General features: G+C 33.0%; 19 protein-coding genes. 16 read left to right on the top strand and 3 right to left on the bottom strand.

Annotated features, from left to right (window positions below; all coding sequences use genetic code 11):
* Window positions 1–4 precede the first annotated feature (4 nt).
* Together AC1EUU_RS12170 and AC1EUU_RS12165 are read left to right on the top strand one after the other, a co-directional pair.
* The gene (locus tag AC1EUU_RS12170) at window positions 5–2,827 is read left to right on the top strand and encodes a TonB-dependent receptor (protein ID WP_480201700.1); all 2,823 of its coding nucleotides are present in this window, start codon (window positions 5–7) and stop codon (window positions 2,825–2,827) included.
* 35 nt (window positions 2,828–2,862) lie between these two features.
* Window positions 2,863–4,029 carry a multidrug transporter gene (locus AC1EUU_RS12165; RefSeq protein WP_480201699.1) on the top strand — a complete coding sequence of 389 codons (1,167 nt, stop codon included), beginning with the start codon at window positions 2,863–2,865 and terminating at the stop codon, window positions 4,027–4,029.
* Between the two features lie 67 nt (window positions 4,030–4,096).
* Here the strand turns inward: AC1EUU_RS12165 and AC1EUU_RS12160 are convergent, their stop codons facing one another.
* The gene (locus AC1EUU_RS12160; RefSeq protein ID WP_480201698.1) at window positions 4,097–4,429 is read right to left on the bottom strand and encodes a toxin-antitoxin system YwqK family antitoxin; all 333 of its coding nucleotides are present in this window, start codon (window positions 4,427–4,429) and stop codon (window positions 4,097–4,099) included.
* A gap of 271 nt (window positions 4,430–4,700) precedes the next feature.
* Between AC1EUU_RS12160 and AC1EUU_RS12155 the strand changes: the two genes are divergently transcribed.
* From AC1EUU_RS12155 to AC1EUU_RS12120, 8 genes are all read left to right on the top strand, one after another.
* Window positions 4,701–6,950 carry an inorganic phosphate transporter gene (locus AC1EUU_RS12155; RefSeq protein ID WP_480201697.1) on the top strand — a complete coding sequence of 750 codons (2,250 nt, stop codon included), beginning with the start codon at window positions 4,701–4,703 and terminating at the stop codon, window positions 6,948–6,950.
* 90 nt (window positions 6,951–7,040) lie between these two features.
* Window positions 7,041–7,886, top strand: a complete 846-nt coding sequence (locus tag AC1EUU_RS12150; RefSeq protein WP_480201696.1) for a prephenate dehydratase — start codon at window positions 7,041–7,043, stop codon at window positions 7,884–7,886.
* A gap of 240 nt (window positions 7,887–8,126) precedes the next feature.
* Entirely contained in the window at window positions 8,127–8,963 is an 837-nt protein-coding gene (locus AC1EUU_RS12145; protein WP_480201695.1) for a prephenate dehydratase, read from the top strand.
* Window positions 8,953–10,107, top strand: coding sequence for a pyridoxal phosphate-dependent aminotransferase (locus AC1EUU_RS12140; protein WP_480201694.1), 1,155 nt, complete (start codon window positions 8,953–8,955; stop codon window positions 10,105–10,107). The genes AC1EUU_RS12145 and AC1EUU_RS12140 overlap by 11 nt, the downstream gene beginning before the upstream one ends.
* 1 nt (window position 10,108) lies before the next feature.
* The gene (locus AC1EUU_RS12135) at window positions 10,109–10,972 is read left to right on the top strand and encodes a prephenate dehydrogenase (RefSeq protein WP_480201693.1); all 864 of its coding nucleotides are present in this window, start codon (window positions 10,109–10,111) and stop codon (window positions 10,970–10,972) included.
* Window positions 10,969–12,048: a chorismate mutase gene (locus tag AC1EUU_RS12130; RefSeq protein ID WP_480201692.1), complete on the top strand. Its 1,080-nt coding sequence runs from the start codon at window positions 10,969–10,971 to the stop codon at window positions 12,046–12,048. The genes AC1EUU_RS12135 and AC1EUU_RS12130 overlap by 4 nt, the downstream gene beginning before the upstream one ends.
* A gap of 37 nt (window positions 12,049–12,085) precedes the next feature.
* On the top strand, window positions 12,086–12,802 hold the full coding sequence (locus tag AC1EUU_RS12125; RefSeq protein WP_480201691.1) for a glycosyltransferase: 717 nt from the start codon (window positions 12,086–12,088) through the stop codon (window positions 12,800–12,802).
* Window positions 12,803–12,853: 51 nt separating this feature from the next.
* Window positions 12,854–13,234: a nuclear transport factor 2-like protein gene (locus AC1EUU_RS12120; RefSeq protein ID WP_480201690.1), complete on the top strand. Its 381-nt coding sequence runs from the start codon at window positions 12,854–12,856 to the stop codon at window positions 13,232–13,234.
* A 59-nt stretch (window positions 13,235–13,293) separates the two neighbouring features.
* On the opposite strand, the gene lysM is transcribed toward AC1EUU_RS12120, so the two are convergent.
* Window positions 13,294–13,761, bottom strand: coding sequence for a peptidoglycan-binding protein LysM (gene lysM, locus AC1EUU_RS12115; RefSeq protein ID WP_480201689.1), 468 nt, complete (start codon window positions 13,759–13,761; stop codon window positions 13,294–13,296).
* 164 nt (window positions 13,762–13,925) lie between these two features.
* Here lysM and upp point away from each other — a divergent pair, with 164 nt between their 5' ends.
* Window positions 13,926–14,579, top strand: coding sequence for a uracil phosphoribosyltransferase (upp, locus tag AC1EUU_RS12110; protein WP_480201688.1), 654 nt, complete (start codon window positions 13,926–13,928; stop codon window positions 14,577–14,579).
* On the opposite strand, the gene AC1EUU_RS12105 is transcribed toward upp, so the two are convergent.
* A complete protein-coding gene (locus AC1EUU_RS12105; protein ID WP_480201687.1) occupies window positions 14,574–15,497 on the bottom strand; it encodes a DUF6427 family protein in 924 nt (307 codons plus the stop codon). The two genes, upp and AC1EUU_RS12105, sit on opposite strands and share 6 nt — an antisense overlap.
* A 47-nt stretch (window positions 15,498–15,544) precedes the next feature.
* Between AC1EUU_RS12105 and AC1EUU_RS12100 the strand changes: the two genes are divergently transcribed.
* The 5 genes from AC1EUU_RS12100 to AC1EUU_RS12080 all read left to right on the top strand — a co-directional run bounded on the left by AC1EUU_RS12100 (window position 15,545) and on the right by AC1EUU_RS12080 (window position 18,272).
* A complete protein-coding gene (locus tag AC1EUU_RS12100) occupies window positions 15,545–15,739 on the top strand; it encodes a DUF6341 family protein (RefSeq protein ID WP_480201686.1) in 195 nt (64 codons plus the stop codon).
* A 27-nt stretch (window positions 15,740–15,766) separates the two neighbouring features.
* The gene (trmB, locus tag AC1EUU_RS12095) at window positions 15,767–16,438 is read left to right on the top strand and encodes a tRNA (guanosine(46)-N7)-methyltransferase TrmB (RefSeq protein ID WP_480201685.1); all 672 of its coding nucleotides are present in this window, start codon (window positions 15,767–15,769) and stop codon (window positions 16,436–16,438) included.
* A 1-nt stretch (window position 16,439) separates the two neighbouring features.
* Window positions 16,440–17,051 (top strand): LysE family translocator, encoded by a 612-nt coding sequence (locus tag AC1EUU_RS12090; RefSeq protein WP_480201684.1) that lies wholly within the window; start codon window positions 16,440–16,442, stop codon window positions 17,049–17,051.
* Window positions 17,048–17,389, top strand: a complete 342-nt coding sequence (locus tag AC1EUU_RS12085; protein WP_480201683.1) for an MGMT family protein — start codon at window positions 17,048–17,050, stop codon at window positions 17,387–17,389. Before AC1EUU_RS12090 ends, AC1EUU_RS12085 begins: the two co-directional genes overlap by 4 nt.
* 100 nt (window positions 17,390–17,489) lie before the next feature.
* The gene (locus AC1EUU_RS12080; RefSeq protein WP_480201682.1) at window positions 17,490–18,272 is read left to right on the top strand and encodes a THC0290_0291 family protein; all 783 of its coding nucleotides are present in this window, start codon (window positions 17,490–17,492) and stop codon (window positions 18,270–18,272) included.
* Window positions 18,273–18,278: the final 6 nt, after the last annotated feature.

Below are 18,278 nucleotides of genomic sequence, written 5' to 3'. Positions count from 1 at the left end.
CATAATGAGACTATTCACTTTCATACTGCTAACTTTAGCAGCATCGATAGCTAATGCCCAATCTAAAGGGACGATACAAGGAACAATATTAGATAAAGAATCTGATAATCAACCTCTTCCATTTGCAAATGTATTTATTAAAGGTACTCAAAGTGGAACAACATCAGATATTGACGGTATTTTTACTTTTCAAGCTGATCCTGGAACTTATACTTTAGTATTTAGCTTTGTAGGGTATCAGAAATTAGAAATACCTAATATTATTGTAAAATCGGGTGAGGTGACTACCTTAGATAATGTTGTAATGAATGCCACCGAAGGAGTTTCTCTTAAAGAAGTTATTGTAAAAGCTACAACCAAAAAGGAAAGTGTTGCCGCTTTATTGACAGAACAAAAGAAGGCAACCGAAATTAAAACTGCTATTGGTGCTGAAGAACTTTCTGCCAAAGGTATAAGCGATGCCGCCGGAGCTGTGAGTAAAATTTCGGGAGTTTCAAAACAAGAGGGTTCAAGTAATGTATATGTTAGAGGGCTTGGCGACCGCTATTTAAATACAACATTTAATGGATTATCTCTTCCTTCAAATGATATCAGTAAAAAAAATATTGATCTAAATATTTTTGGTTCAGATGTTATCGAAAATGTCTCTATTAGCAAGGCATTTTCATCAAAATTCTACGGTGATTTTGCAGCTGGAAACATTGATGTGAAATCAAAAAACTATAGCGGAAATGGTTTCTTTGAAGCCTCTATTAATAGTGGTTTTAATAGTAGAGCTATTAGTGAAGACTTTGTGAAAAATACTGGCACAGGGCAATTTGGTTTTTATGGAAGGTATGATCATGAACCTTTCGCGGTTGTATTATCTCATGGTGTAGACCCTATTGAGTCTCCAATGCCGCCAATTAATCTGGGTATTGGTCTAAATGCTGGTAAATCTTTTAATCTTGGTGATGAATCTCGACTAAATCTTTTCTTTACTGCTTCTTTTGATAGCAACTATGAATATAGAAAAGGTGAAACTACTGATTATACATTAGTAGAAAACAAAAGCTTCGAGCAAGCTGAAGAGTATGAATACGGCACTACCACTACCATAATGGGAAATGTTGGTTTTAAAATAGATGATCATCACAATTTTAAATTCAATTCTTTATTTATTAATAAATCTTCTGATAAAACCAGTTATTTCGGCACCGATGGTTTGGGTAGAAACCGTGATGCCATTGTAAACAGTGATGAAGGATTTTATCAAATGAACGTTCAGTTCAATCAAGATTTAATTACGGTAAATCAATTATTAGGATCACACACCATAACTGATAAATTAAAGTTAGACTGGGGTGTTGGATATAATCGTGTTTTTGCTCATGAACCAGATAGAAAGCGTATTAGTATAGAGAACTATCAATTAGCTTTAGATAATGATCCTAATACAAACCCTGTCTTTTTTACTAACAATGAATTCGACAATCAACGTTATTTCCAAGATATCGAAGATGAGGAGCTCAATGGGCGAATAAACCTTTCATACAGCCCTTCTGATAACATAAAATTTAACTTAGGTTATAACGGTAGAACAAAAGAAAGAGACTTTGAAAATATTCGATATGGTTATCGCTTTTCAGATGATAATCTACCGATTACCGACGTAAATAATTTAGATGCTATTTTTAACACGAGTAATCTAAATACAGATAATAATGGATTATTCTCAACAGTTGTATTTAGATCTGTTTATCCACAGGCTGGTTCTGTTAATGTTCCTGGAAAGCCAGAAAATACTTACAACGGGAAACTAGATGTGTATGCAGGTTATGTTAATGCAGAGTTTAATATTAATGATAAATGGTTAATAGTTCCAGGGTTTAGACTTGAATCTTTTAGTCAAAAAATCAACTACGATGTAATTAACCTACCTCCTAATGATCCTGGATTTAGAGAATCGTCAGAGAACTTTTATCTACCAAGTTTAAGTATTCGTTATGCCATAAACGAAGATCAGAATATACGTTTGGCATTTAGTAAAACCGTTTCAAATCCTGAGTTTAAAGAAATCGCCCCTTTCGTATATGAAGGAGTTTCACAACGTATTGGTGGAAATCCAGATTTATTAAATGATCCATCATTTTCTGAGGTCTTTAATTATGATCTAAAATATGAATGGTTCTTTGGAAGAAGCGAAATTGTTTCATTAGGTGCTTTCGCAAAACAGATAAATAATCCCGTTAATCTGGTTGTGGCATTCGATGCTACTGGTACACAACGTTATTTCAGAACGGGAGATAAGGCTAACATTTATGGTGTTGAGCTAGAATTCAAGAAGAACTTCTTCTTAGATGAAAACGAACAACCAAAGCTCTCAACTGGTCTAAACATAACATATATGTATACCAAACAAGATCTTTTTGAAAACATTGATGGTTCAATTTACGATACAAGCTTTAACAGAAGTGAAGATGAGTTACAGGGTGCTTCTCCATTAATTATAAATGCCGATATTAATTACAGCCCAACCTTTAAAAATTACAAACCAACTGCTAGTTTAATCTTTTCTTACTTCTCTGATAGAATCGATGCACTAGGTTCGGGTCAGCTAGGTAATGTAATCGAAAAGGGAGTGCCTACGCTAGATTTTGTCTGGAAAAATAGAATCAACGAAGGTTTAGAATTTAATATTGGTGTTAAAAATATCTTAGACCCTTCAATTAAATATGTTCGAGAAACAACCGCAGGTGATGTTATAGTTACTTCAGCAAACGGTAAAGGTGTTACCAACTATAAAAGAGGAATCACAGTTGGAGCATCATTAAAGTATAATTTTTAATCAGTCATAAATAAACAATCAAATTAACATTTAAAATGAAAAAAACACTTTTAGGTTTAGCGTTGGTTTCATTATTGTTTTCATCTTGTGGAAATGATGATACCGCTGATATTATTATCAACATAAATGGTGAAACCGGTACTAATGATGCAATAGAATTATTAGGAAATCAAACTTCAGATTTGACGCTAGACGCCAATGAAGATTATATAATTACTGGTCCGCTTATTATGGAATCTGGTACTACATTAACTATTCCAGCAGGAATGACGATAAAAGCAGCTGCAACAGGCGCCGATGTTTATATTGCTATTTCGCAAGGCGCAAAAATTATGGCCAATGGTTCTGCCAATAACCCTATTGTATTTACCTCAAATGCCAATGCACCTAATGCTGGTGATTGGGGAGGTCTTATTCTTTTGGGAAAAGCACCTATTAACTCTGTAACTGGTGGCGACGCTACATCAACTTCAGAAATAGCAAGTTTACCTTATGGCGGATCTGTAGTTGATGATAATTCTGGTACGCTTCGTTATGTGAGAGTTGAATACTCAGGTGGTAAAGCAGATGGCCAATCAGAAAATAATGGTTTTTCATTCTACGGAGTGGGTAATGGAACAACCGTAGAATATGTTCAGGCTTTCGCCGGAAAGGATGATGGTATTGAGTTCTTTGGTGGAACTGTTAACGCTAGTTTTGTCGCAGTACTTAATTCAGAAGATGATTCTGTAGACTGGACAGAAGGTTATAATGGTACACTAACTGATGTTTATATAAAACATGGTACAGATCATGACAAAGGCATCGAAGCAGATGGTTTCAATACTGATATTGGTAATAATTCAAATCCAAAGTTCTTCTCTAAACCTACTGTAACAAACTTAACAATAATAGGCTTAGGTTCTGGCACAGGCAATGAAGCTGTACGATTAAGAGCTGGTACGCAGGGTATTTTTACCAACGTGTTCATTCAAGGTTTTGAAGAGGCATTTGACCTTGATGGTGATAGTGGTGACAGTCCAACGGGTACGGGAGTTACAAATGGTGATTTAAGCGTAACAGATACTAAGTTTGAGGATGTAACAACTGTACTAAAAAATGATACCGGCGTAAACTTTTCACAAGCAGATTTTATTAAAGGTTCTGTAGAAGCAACAGGAACAGATTTTACAAATTGGGGTGCGGGTTGGACAAGACAATAAACTAACAATATCCTTTAAATAAAAAAGCCTGCAATGATGCAGGCTTTTTTATTTAATATCTTTTTGTCTAAGAATTGGCTTCTGTCTCTTTTACACTAATTATTCTTCCATTATCATAATCAACTTCTTTTAAGGTTTTTTCGTAATAGAAATACCACTTACCTGTTTTTACACCCATTTCATAATTACCTATAGCGGTCTTTTTTCCTTGTTCATTATAATAAGTCCAAGTGCCATGCAATTTTTTATCCTTAAAAAATCCATGCTGCTCAATTTTACCATTATCATGATATAGTGTTGCTTCTACCAAATCGCCTTTTTGTACATATGTATCTTCTTTTTGCTGCGCGAAGCCTATACCAACAAAAAGCATTATTAAGAATACCACTATATTTTTCATATTATAAGTTTTGTTTAACAATAACGAAACAAATATAATAATTATTTTACATTAAATCAACGTTTGCTTAACATTAAATTAACATTGGAAATCTAATTCATTATCTATCAGGCAAATAAAATATCATTAACAAGACATAAAAGGTAACATTAAATATTTTTAAATTCGTTCAGGTTTTAAATTATAGACCGTTTGATTACTGTTTAATGATAACATTAGCATAATATTTAACTTATCTATATTTAAGATTTTTGCACGTAATTTTATCTGAATGGAAAATATTTACATTTTAATGATCGCCGCTCTAACCATTTTAGCAATCGCTGATTTGGTTGTAGGTGTAAGTAATGATGCTGTAAATTTTTTAAACTCTGCTATTGGTTCTAAAGCAATCTCTTTTAGAACTATTATGATCGTTGCCAGCTTGGGTGTCGCTTTTGGAGCTATATTTTCTAGTGGTTTAATGGAGGTTGCTCGTAAAGGAATTTTTGTGCCAAGCGAGTTCTATTTTAATGAGATTATGATCATTTTTATGGCAGTAATGCTTACTGATATTCTGCTTCTTGATTTTTTCAACACACTTGGTATGCCCACTTCTACCACGGTCTCAATCGTATTCGAGTTACTAGGTGCAGCGGTAGCCATGGCCTTAATTAAAATAGCAACAAACAATGACTCTTTAACTGAGTTATCTCAATATATTAATACAGAAAAAGCAACCGAAATTATTATTGGTATACTCGCTTCAGTGGTTATTGCCTTTACCATTGGTGCAATTGTTCAGTATATATCTCGTCTTTTATTATCTTTTAATTTTGAACGTAAACCTGACTGGGCTGCGGCCATTTTTGGTGGGCTTTCATTAGCCGCAATTACCTACTTCATAATCATTAAGGGCCTTAAAGGAACCGATTATTACGAACACATTAAACCCTATCTCGAAAACAAAACAGCTCTCATAGTAGCCATAAGTTTTGGTATTTGGTCACTTCTGTCTTTCTTAGTTATAAAGCTGCTCAAAACCAATATCTATAAATTAATTATACTTGTTGGAACTTTTGCTCTAGCCTTAGCCTTTGCGGGTAATGACCTAGTAAATTTTATTGGCGTGCCAATTGCCGCTTGGCAATCTTATGAAGCTTGGGTGGCTTCTGGAGTTCCAGCAACAGAATTTACTATGGGTGTATTAGGAAATAAAGTAGATACTCCAACGCACTTGTTGCTTATTGCTGGAATTATTATGGTGCTTACTTTATGGTTTTCAAGCAAAGCCAGAAGTGTATTAAAAACTTCAATTGATCTTTCTAGTCAAAGTGAAACAAAAGAGCGCTTTGAGCCAAATTTTTTATCAAGAGTTGTAGTTAGAAGCTCTATTTTAGCGTCACGATATTTTAGTGCTATACTCCCTAGATCAACTAAAGATCGAATTGAAAAACAATTTGAAAAACCTATTATTGAGCTCCCAAAAGACAAAACTTATGAATTGCCCGCTTTTGATATGGTGCGGGCGGCAATTAATCTTGTTGTTGCGAGCGTTCTTATCTCAATAGCCACATCAATGAAACTTCCTTTATCAACTACCTACGTAACTTTTATGGTGGCAATGGGTACTTCGTTAGCTGATAGAGCTTGGGGTGCAGAAAGTGCTGTATATAGAGTAGCAGGTGTCTTTAATGTTATTGCAGGATGGTTTGGAACGGCATTGATTGCTTTTATTGCTGCTGCAACTGTTGCTTATCTTATCCATTTAGGTGGTGGAGCTATGATTGCTGTTTTGTTAGGTCTTGCTGTTTTCCTTTTAACTAGAAACTACATTAGCCATAACAAAAAGAGTAAAATAGTCAAAGTTGAAGATAGCTTGAATAAAGCTGAAAGTCAATCTGTTCAAGGAGTTATTGAAGAAAGTGCTGACAATATTTCAAAAGCTCTTAAACGCATCAGCAAAATAAATGAAGCCACGATTAACGGTTTAATTAAGCAAGATTTAGCTTCATTGAAAAAGGCAAAAACCACTGTTGTTAAATTAGAATCAGAAATAGATGATATTCAAAATAACATCTTCTACTTTATTAAGAATCTTGATGATTCATACTTAGGGGCAAGTAAACTCTACATAGATGTTATAGGAGACTTACAAGATATGGCTCAATCTATAAGTTTTATTGCAAAAATTAGCCATAAGCATATTAACAATAACCATAAAGCTTTAAAAAAGAATCAAGCCAAAGAACTTAAAGAAATTGAATTAAAGCTTAGTGATTTATTTGCAAAGATTCAGCAGGTTTTTAATGAAAGATCGTTCGATCAACTTCATGTTATTTTAGAGGAAAAACAATTATTGCTTAATGATGTAAGAGATTATATTCAAATACAGGTAGAGCGTACGAGAACCACAGAATCTAGTCCAAAGAATACCACTTTATATTTTAGCATTTTATTGGAAACCAAAGACCTGTTAAAATCTACATTAAGCTTACTTGAATTATATGCTCAAGAACCTCCTCAGGGAACTTTAGAGTAAAATGTTAAAATTTTTAATAGAAGAATATTTCTATTATATTCGCGTTCTATGAACGCTAAACATTAACAACTTTAACCTTATCCCTTCTAAATGAATATTGCAATACAAGGAATTCAAGGCTCTTTTCACCACATCGTAGCTAACGAATATTTTGGTGAAGATATCTCCTTGGTAGAATGTATGTCTTTTTCAGAAATGCCTGAGTTAATTGCTACCAATACGGTAGAGGCCGCAGTCATGGCAATTGAAAATTCTAATGCCGGAGCCATACTTTCAAATTATGCTTTAATAGATAATTATGATCTCAATGTAAAAGGTGAATTCTACCTCCCAATGATCCATAATTTAATGGCCTATAAAGGGCAAACCATTGATGATATTAAAGAGGTTTGGTCACATCCAATCGCCATACAACATTGTAAGCGCTTTTTTAAAGAACACCCTCATATTAAAATTATTGAAGAAAGAGATACAGCATCGGTAGCAAAATATATCAAAGAAAATAAAGTAAAAGGCGTTGCCGCCATTGCTAGTAAAAAAGCTTCTGAAATCTTTGATCTACCTATCTTGGCTGAAGAAATTCAGAATGATGTGCATAATATGACACGTTTTTTTATCCTAACCAAGCGAAGAGAGCATCAACCTGATGATTATCTAAATAATAAAGCTTCTTTAAAATTTATTACGCATCATCAACTGGGTAATTTAGCCGAGATCTTGAATGTTTGTGTAAAACATAAACTTAATTTATCAAAAATTCAGTCTATACCTATAACTGAAGAACCCTGGCACTATGCCTTCTTTATTGATCTGTGTTTTGATGATTATCATAAATACTGCAAAGCATTATTAGAACTGGAACAAAAAGTAAGTAGCTTAAAAATTTTAGGTGAATACCTAGAAAGCAAGCCAAAGTTTAATAAAATGATCGCCTAAGAAAACGTTGTAGTAACTTTTTTTCATTAAAGCAATAGAAAAATTTGTTTTTTCAAATTTTACGTCTAGATTTGTCTTATAAATATTTCGCATGAACTTAATAAACACTTGGCAAAGTCATTTTTACTTTTTTTATTTTTTTAAAATAAAGCGAGGCTTTGTTGTAGTTTATTAATATAAATAAATATAGAATAAAAAAAGCCTCGAAATTTCGAGGCTTTTTTTTGTTAAAGACTAATCATGAATATAGCAATTCAAGGCATTAAAGGATCATTTCATCACATTGTAGCTAATCAATATTTTGGCAATGACATTACTTTAAATGAATGCATGTCATTTGTGGAAATTCCAGAGTTAATAAATAATAAAATGGCTGATGGAGCAGTAATGGCTATTGAAAATTCTTTGGCCGGAGCTATTTTACCTAATTATGCATTAATCGATGAATTCGATTTAACCATTCATGGTGAAGTTCACCTACCTATTCATCATCATTTAATGGGATTAAAAGGGCAAAATCTTGAAGATATTAAAGAAGTGTGGTCTCACCCGATGGCGATTTTACAATGCAGAAAATTCTTTAGACAACACCCTAATATAAAATTAATTGAAGCAAGCGATACTGCAGAGGTTGCTTCACAAATTCATAAAAGAAAACTTAAAGGTATTGCCGCTATAGCTTCAAAAAAAGCAGCCAAAATCTATGATCTTGAAATTATTGCAGATAAAATTCAAACTCGTAAACATAACTACACCAGGTTTTTTATTCTTAAAAAACAAAATGGTTCTCTAAGTAAGAATTCATTAATTAATAAAGCCTCCTTAAAACTTGTCACAAAACATCAAACAGGAAGCTTATCAGAAGTGTTGCAGATTTTTGCTAAGTATAATTTGAATCTTACAAAAATTCAATCGATGCCAATTATTGATGAACCTTGGCAGTACGCCTTTTTTGTAGATGTTATTTTTGATGATTATCAAGTATATCAAAATGCTCTAGCTCAAGTTGAGCATAAGGTTTCAAATATTAAGATTCTAGGCGAGTACAAACAAAGTAAACGAAAATATGACCTCTAAGGCTAAAAGACTACATAATGTTACTGAGTATTACTTTTCTAAGAAATTGCGAGAAGTTAAATCACTTATTGCTGAAGGAAAACCTATAATTAATGCCGGTATTGGCAGCCCTGATTTAATCCCTCCTAAAGAGGTTATAGAATCATTAAAAAATTCACTAATTAATCAGAATATTCACGGCTACCAGAGTTATCAGGGACTTCAAGAGTTTAGAAAGGCAATTTCAGGTTTTTATGAGAACTACTTTAAAGTTTCTATAAATTCAGAAAGTGAAGTGCTCCCATTAATGGGTTCGAAAGAAGGAATTATGCATATCTCTATGGCTTTTTTAGATCCTGGGGATGGTGTTTTAATTCCTAATCCTGGTTATCCAACATATACCTCTGTTACAAACCTATTAGAAGCGAAGCCTATTTACTATAACCTCGATGAAAAAAACAATTGGTTTCCTAATTTAGAAGAATTATCACAACAAGACTTATCGAAAGTAAAGTTAATGTGGATTAACTATCCGCACATGCCCACAGGAGCAAAAGCTGTCAAAGCTCAGTTCGAAAAACTTATAGTGTTTGCAAAAAGGAATAATATTTTATTAATAAATGATAACCCGTATAGTTTTATTTTGAATGATCAGCCCGAAAGCATATTGCGCATAGACGGCGCAAAAGAAATTGCCTTAGAGCTGAACTCGTTGAGTAAAACTTTTAATATGGCAGGATGGCGTGTAGGAATGGTCTTAGGTTCATCAAAAAATATTCAAACCATTTTGCAAGTAAAAAGTAATATGGATTCTGGTATGTTCTATGGCATACAGCAAGGCGCAATCATAGCGCTAAATACAACCAAAGATTGGTTTGAAAAGATAAACGAAATCTATGGAGAGCGCCGAAAATTGGCCTGGAAAATTTTCGATACCCTACAATGCACATATAGTAAAGATGCTGCTGGGCTATTTGTTTGGGCAAAAATTCCTAAAGGAATCAGTTCTAAGGCTTTTGCCGATGAATTATTATATAATAAAAATGTATTCTTAACTCCGGGAACCGTTTTTGGATCGAATGGGGAAGGATACATAAGACTATCATTATGTGTTTCAAAAGAAAAATTACAAGAAATACTCAAAAGAGTCTCAAAAAACAATTGATATGAAAAAAGTTGCCGTTATCGGATTAGGTCTTATCGGTGGGTCACTAGCTTTAGAACTCAAAAAGAATACTTGGGCAACGATCTACGGTGTAGATTCAAACCCAGACCATTTACAAAAGGCACTCGATCTTGGTATTATCTTTGAAAAAGCGAATTTAGAAATCGTTAAAGAAGTAGATACCGTTATCATTGCTGTGCCGGTAGATAAAATACCAGATATTACTTTAAAGGTTCTCGATTTAATCTCAGAAGACACGCTTGTTTTTGATGTAGGCTCTACTAAATATGAAGTATGTAAAGCTATTACCAAACATCCTAAAAGAGCGAATTTTGTAGCCACACACCCTATTGCCGGAACTGAATTTTCTGGACCCGAAGCGGCCATTTACAATTTGTTTTCCGGTAAGATTAATATTATTTGTGAACAAGAATTAAGTGACCATTCTATGGTGCAAAAGACAGTTAATCTATTTAATAAAATGGATATGGAAACTGTTTTTATGAGCTCAGCCAAACAGCATGATAAACATATTGCCTACGTTTCTCACTTATCACATATTAGTTCTTTTATGTTAGGGAAAACAGTTTTAGAAATTGAAAAAGACGAAAAGAATATTTTCAATATGGCAGGAAGCGGTTTCGAATCTACGGTACGTCTCGCAAAAAGTAATCCACGAACATGGACACCAATCTTTATGAAAAACAAGAAATATATATTGAAATCACTAGATGAATACATAAAAAACTTAGAAGAATTTAAACAGCTTATAGAAACTGAATCTGAAAATAATATTTTCAATACAATGCAAAGTACAAATCGAATTAAATCTGTTTTGACAGGTATCAAAAACAATAATAAATGAACAACACAAATTTTTCAACATGGTTAGACGATATGAAGTTATCGCACCCGCTGGTAATAGCTGGACCATGTAGTGCAGAAACGGAAGAACAAGTATTAAAAATAGCTCATCAATTAAAAGAAACTGACGCTACCGTGTTTAGAGCTGGAGTTTGGAAGCCACGAACGCGTCCGGGTAATTTTGAAGGACATGGTGTACGTGCGCTTCCTTGGATTGCTAAAGTAAAAGAGGAAACAGGTTTATTAACCACAATCGAAGTCGCAAATGCCGAACATGCAAAATTAGCATTAGAGTTTGATATTGATATTATCTGGATTGGAGCGCGAACTACAGTCAACCCTTTTGCTATTCAAGAATTAGCTGATGCTTTACAAGGTACAGACAAAATTGTATTAGTTAAAAACCCTGTTAATCCAGACCTTTCTCTATGGTTAGGAGGCATTGAACGTTTACATAAATCCGGTATTAAAAACTTAGGCGCCATTCACCGAGGCTTCTCTTCTTTCAAAAAGACAAAATATAGAAATAATCCACAATGGCAGATTCCTATAGATTTAAAAAATCAATTCCCAACGCTGCCCATAATTTGCGACCCATCACATATTTGTGGTGAAAGAGAGGGTATTTTTGATGTGTGTCAAACTGCACTTGATCTAAAGTTTGACGGACTAATGATAGAAACGCATTTCGACCCAGACAATGCCTGGAGTGATGCGAAGCAACAAATAACGCCTAACCGTTTACAAGAAATTACAGAAGACCTACGTGTTAGAAAAGATAGAGTTGAAGAGAAAGATTCTCTTAAAAAGCTTGAAAAACTACGTGATGAGATTAATATTTTAGATAAACAGTTGATAGAGTTACTTTCTGAGCGTATGGATGTTGTTGAAAATATTGGCCGTGTAAAAAAAGAAGGAAATGTGGCTATTTTACAACGTAGTCGATGGCAAGAAGTAATTCAAAAAATGATCAATTTAGGTAAAGAAAATAAGTTAAGTGCTGATTTTGTAGAAAAAGTATTTAAAGCTATTCATCAAGAATCTATACAACACCAAAAGAACATCGTTAATAGTTAGCTTATTGTTACCTTTGCATCGTTAAGCATAGATTTAAATGGCTAAAAAATATATTTTCTGCATGAAATGGGGCACTCTATATGGCCCTGAATATGTAAATAGATTGTACGCAATGGTAAAGCGCAACCTCTCTTATGAATTTAAGATGGTTTGTTTTACAGACAACGAGAATGGAATTATTGATGAGGTAGATTGTTATCCGATTCCCGAAATTGATGTTCCTGGCAATCTGCCTGAACGCATGTGGAAAAAACTGACAACTCTTAAGGGTGATTTATACGGGTTGGAAGGAACTGCCATATTTTTAGATTTAGATGTGGTAATTGTAGCTAATATCGATTCGTTTTTTGATGTTCAAGGAGATTTCTTAATCATTAAAGATTATTTAAAACCTACTGGGAATTCATCTGTATACCGATTTGAAATTGGCAAGCACCCTTATGTATTTGATTATTTTGTCAAAAATTTTGATTCTATCAGAAAACGGCATAGAAATGAACAAGAATATTTGACACAATCAATTAAAGATCATGGAAAGCTTGGTTTTTGGCCAACAGAATGGTGCCCAAGCTACAAATACGATTGCGTTTCTAGAATTCCATTTGCTTTTTGGAAAAAGCCGCGAATCCCTGAAGGTGCAAAGATTATTATCTTTCATGGGGAAATTAATCCTCCAAAAGCAATTAAAGGTGGTAGAGGGAAGTGGTATCGTTATGTAGCTCCTGCCCCATGGGTAGCAGATTATTGGAAATAAAATAAGCCTAAAAAATACTCTTTATTACTTGTACTTCGCAGCAAAGATTATATGCAAGATTATAAAAAACAAATAATCGAAAATTATATCAATTCATATAATAATTTTGATATTGAAGGAATGATTCAAGATCTCCATGTTAATATCATCTTTGAGAATATTTCTAATAATAAAACCGAGATCAGTATTAAAGGCTTAGAAGCTTTTAAACAACAAGCTGCCTCTGCAAGAGAATATTTTATTTCAAGAAAGCAACACATTTGCTCTTGGAGCCAAAACAAAGAAACTGTTACGGTTGGCATTGATTATGAAGGGATATTGGCCATCGATCTTTCTGATAATCTTAAGGCAGGAGATACTTTAAAATTAAAAGGGCAATCAGAATTTACTTTTAACGGTCAAAAGATTATAAAAATTAAAGATATAAGCTAAAAAGAAACCTCGGCTAAATAGCCGAGGTTTCTTTTTTTATTGGAAAAATAAAAGTGCTTTTACGATTCTAAAGCTGGTATACGCAATACTTGACCAGGGTAAATTTTATCAGGGTCAGTTAGCATTGGTTTGTTCGCTTCAAAAATTACAGGGTACTTCATAGCGTTCCCATAATATTTTTTAGCGATTTTACTTAAAGAGTCACCACTAACTACTGTGTGAAATTGAGCTTCAGGTTCTTGTACAGCCGTGGTCATTTGATCATCTACGCTTGCAATCCCTTCCGTATTACCAACAACTAGTACAACTTTCTCTCTCGTTGCCTGATTCTCAGCCTCACCATATATTGTGGCTAAATCGTCATCGACAACAATTTTTAACCCTTCTACTTCTAATCCTAAAGCGTGAACCGCTCCAGATAGTTTTTCTGCCTTTTCCGCAGCAGCTTCAGCAGCTTCTTCGGCTGTTGTTTTCCCTATTCCGAAAATTTTAGCTCCTGCGTTTTTAATGAAAGAAAATAATCCCATAATTTAATTTTTTGTTTATTGATTAATAATTAGTTTAATGTATGTGAATATACAATAAATTTCACAAACTTATTGAAATACAACCCTTATCTTTGGCTATATTTCAAGCATGGAATAGCAATTTTAATGCCAATAATATTTTTATAATTTTTAAATAAAAATTTGTGATAATTCATCATTTAGAAAATCAACACTCCGTCCTTAATAAATTTATTGTAGAGGTTAGAGATCATGTAATTCAAAAAGATCGCCTCCGGTTTAGAAGAAATATAGAACGCATTGGTGAAATACTTGCCTATGAACTTAGTAAGTCTTTAAATTACAGAAATACCGAAGTAAAAACTGACCTTGGAGAAAAGAAAATGTTGGTCCCATCAAATGATATTGTACTTTGCTCTATTCTTCGTGCTGGATTGCCTTTGCATAATGGACTTTTAAATTATTTTGACAATGCCGAAAACGCCTTTATTTCTGCATATCGTAAACATTCTAAAAATGACAATGAATTCGAGATTGTCGTAGAGTATTTTGCTGCTCCTTCTATAGAAAACAAAACTTTAATCTTAGCAGATCCAATGTTGGCAACCGGAAAATCAATATTAGCAGTATATGAAGCCATCAAACAACATGGTGTTCCAAAAGAACTGCATATTGCTTCGGTTATAGGTTCTACAGATGGTATAAATTATGTTCGAAATCATTTGCCTAAAAACACTCATTTATGGATAGCTGCTATTGATGACAAACTCAACTCAAAAGGATATATTATTCCCGGTTTAGGAGATGCTGGAGATCTTTCTTATGGAGAAAAGCTATAAGAAATAAATTACTATTGTTAAAGCAAAAAAGCTATATAAAAAAACTTCCTTAAACCAATATTCTTCAACTATTTGTAGGTAATTTGTGTAAATAATTGCCATTGGAAAAAAAAGAAATAATAATTCTGAGCCATTTTTATTTGGCCATGGTAAAACCACAAATACTAAAATAAAAAAATGTGTTATTAGCAATTGCCAAGAACTCTTAAATTCATTATTTACAGCCGTTATTTTTAATGTAGTTGGAAACACTGCCCACAACATTAATGAAACTACAATTGCTAGAGGAACTAATAATTTAAATGAGTTATAACCATCAAATTTAAAATACAAATCAAAATCAAAAATGGTATCAATAAGTTCTAGCTTGCTAGTTACAGCTAGATAAGCAATATAAATAACTATAGGGCAAAAGAAACCGGTTAGCGGTATTAGTATATTTCGAAAAGTCCATTTATCAAATAGGAATATTGCAACAAAAACAAGTAGCAAAATCAAAGCACTCCAAGGGTAAATTAACGTAGCAATTCCAATCCAAAATGCGCTATCAAATAATTTTTCTTTTACATCTTTCTGTGTTCTAAGGCTATAAATACGTCGATAAGAAAGCAAAAGAATAAAATTTGTTATTACCAATTTAAAATCTAATACGGTTAAAGGAAACATCCCAATTAAAATTACAAATAAGAACAAAGTGTAAGAATTATCCTTTACCAGATTATTTTTCCTTATAATGAAGTTTACAGAAAATAGAATAATTAAAAGCAATAAGAAATATGATATTCTCGTAAAGAAAAATGGAATAGAAGCGCCTCCTTCAAAATTTACAAAAGTAGAAATAGTGTAAATAAGAAATAATAATACAACAATTGCCAGTGTATTTATGGGCTTTGTTTTACTAAAAAAATTGGCAATCATCGCTATATTTTATACTTTTGTGCTGTAAATATAATTAAGATATGATTGTGAGCAATATTTTTAGAGCTATAGGTAATTTTTGTACTGAATATGCATTTGCTATTTATGATGCCTTTCGTTTTACTAAAGGCTGGTGGGCTTCGAACATTGTAAATACAATTATTATTATTATTGGCTTCGTTGCTATGTTTTATTGGTTAGGACAAATGTCTACACATGCAAAAACAGGCGATTCTTTATAAACTTGTTCTTTTTTCAAACCTTACATTTTGGGAAGCAAAAATAAATTGAAGCGATTTCGCGAAAATGAAAATTTTGCTAATGTGATTCAGCCATCTCGCGAGGAGGTACTCAATAATTTCTACTTAAAAGGTAATTGGGCAACTCTTTTTAAAAATAATCATCCTATTATCTTGGAATTAGGCTGTGGTAAAGGAGAGTATACATTAGCATTGGCAAAAAAGAATCCCCACTTAAACTATATTGGCGTTGATATAAAAGGCGCTCGCTTTTGGCGTGGGGCAAAAACCGCATTAGAACAAAGTTTAGAAAATGTTGTTTTTTTAAGAACCCAAATAGAATTGATCGATTTTTGTTTTGCTGAAAATGAAATCCATCAAATTTGGATTACCTTTCCAGATCCTCAAATAAAGTTTAAGCGAATGAAACATCGTTTAACAAATGTTGATTTTTTAAAAAAATACCAGCATATTTTAGAAGAAAAAGGGTGCGTTCATCTTAAAACAGATAGTGAATTCTTACATGGATACACCTTAGGTTTATTACAAGAAGGCAACCATGAAATTATATATGCTCACCACGATATCTATGGTAACCCTCATGCACCAGTGGAGGCCACACTTACCCAAACTTTTTATGAAAAACAATTTTTAAAGCAAGATAAAGCCATTACCTACGTCAAATTCAGAACAAAATATTAAAATGAGTTTGATTATTCACTTTTTACTTGGTTTTGCAATCTCTTTTGTAGGAACAATTCCTCCTAGTATGCTTAATATGACTACTGCGAAAATAAGCATTGAGCGAACAAAAAATGAAGGACTAAAATTTGCCCTAGGAGTTTCTTTAATTGTATTAATTCAGGCCTATATTGCTATTTATTTTGCAAGATACATCCATAATAATGTTCATTTTGAATGGTACATTACTGTTTTCGGAATCTTTATTTTCATTTTTCTTTCCGTGTATTTTTTAATGCAAGCAAGAATTGAGAAAAGAGAAAGCTCAAATTTTAAGTTGAAAAATAGTTTTAGAACCGGTGTTTTATTATCAATGTTAAATATGTTTGCCATACCATTTTATTGTGGTGTAGGCAGTACGCTTAGTATGTCTGGATGGATTAATTTTGAGCAATCAAGTATAATTCTTTTTGTGTTAGGAGCGGCAATAGGAACTTATTCTTTATTATATGTTTATGCAAAGTCTGCAATAAAAATAAGAGAAAGAGCTAATTTACTTACGAAGAATTTAAATTATATTCTTAGTATTTTAACAGCAGTAATAGCGCTAATAAGTTTAATCAAGGTACTATGACAAAAACAGACAACTTCTTCGAAAAAGTTTACGATGTTGCTCGGCAAATTCCTTTTGGAAGAGTGACTTCTTACGGGGCCATTGCCAAGTTCTTAGGTGCTGCTCGATCGGCCAGGATGGTAGGTTGGGCCATGAACGCCTCAGGATTAGATAACACCGTTCCTGCTCATAGGGTTGTGAACAGAAATGGAGTTTTAACAGGTAAACACCACTTTCAAGGGACTAATTTAATGCAGCAACTATTAGAAAATGAGGGGATTGTTATTAAAGATAATAAAATATCAAACTTTGATCGTATTTTTTGGGATCCGGCAGAGAATATTAATCAAAACATATAATCGTTACAATATTTTTTTATATTTTTAGTTTGTATTTACACTCAGTCAGATGAGCTGGCTGCTTTTTTTTTTATAAATTGCGCTCAAAAAGGGATAATACATGAAAGCTTGTTATAAATTAATAGTATTAATCTTACTATTTTCATTTACAAAATCGTTTTCTCAATTAGATTTAAGTCACGAAATTGGCATTGTTGCTGGTCCTTTGAGTATGCAAACAGATTATGGTGAGAGACATCATTTTCCAAGTAGCAATGAAACAACTTTTGGTGTAGCAATTGTTCATTACTTAAGTTTTTATGGTAACAACTACAACTGGAGAAATGGAGCAACTTTTTTTTCAGATCATTTTAAGTTAAGAACCGAATTTTCATATTATTTTAATAATAGCCTAGAGCATGAAGGACGTTATGTTGAACAAAACTCAGCAATTGCTCCTCAATTACGCGCCATGAAAGGTGAAACCAAGATTTATAATGTTGGTATGCAATTAGAATATTATTTTAAAAATCTTGAAGATTATGGCTTATTATTTAATACAGCTGATAAGTTTGCACCATATGTTAGTGCCGGTATTCATTATAGTAGGTATGATGCGGAACTAACAAATACTCCAAGTGGCGGATTAGACGTAAATAATTTACCAACAAAATGGCAAGACCGTTTCTTTATAGAGCCAGATAATACCTTTTCATATTCTTTAAGTGTTGGCTCTAGATATAAACTTAATAATGTTGATTTAGTTGCTGATCTTAGATGGCAACAGTTCTTTTCTGATAAGGTAGATGGTCTAGATCAAGTAGATGGATCTAGTAAATACAACGACACTTTAATTTTGTTAAGTGTAGGTGTTATTTTTGATCTTTCTAATATCAGCCGATAAGAACTA

It is taken from the genome of Maritimimonas sp. 2205BS37-2 (genome assembly GCF_056591755.1).
This window is presented reverse-complemented; position numbering and strand designations above follow the sequence as displayed.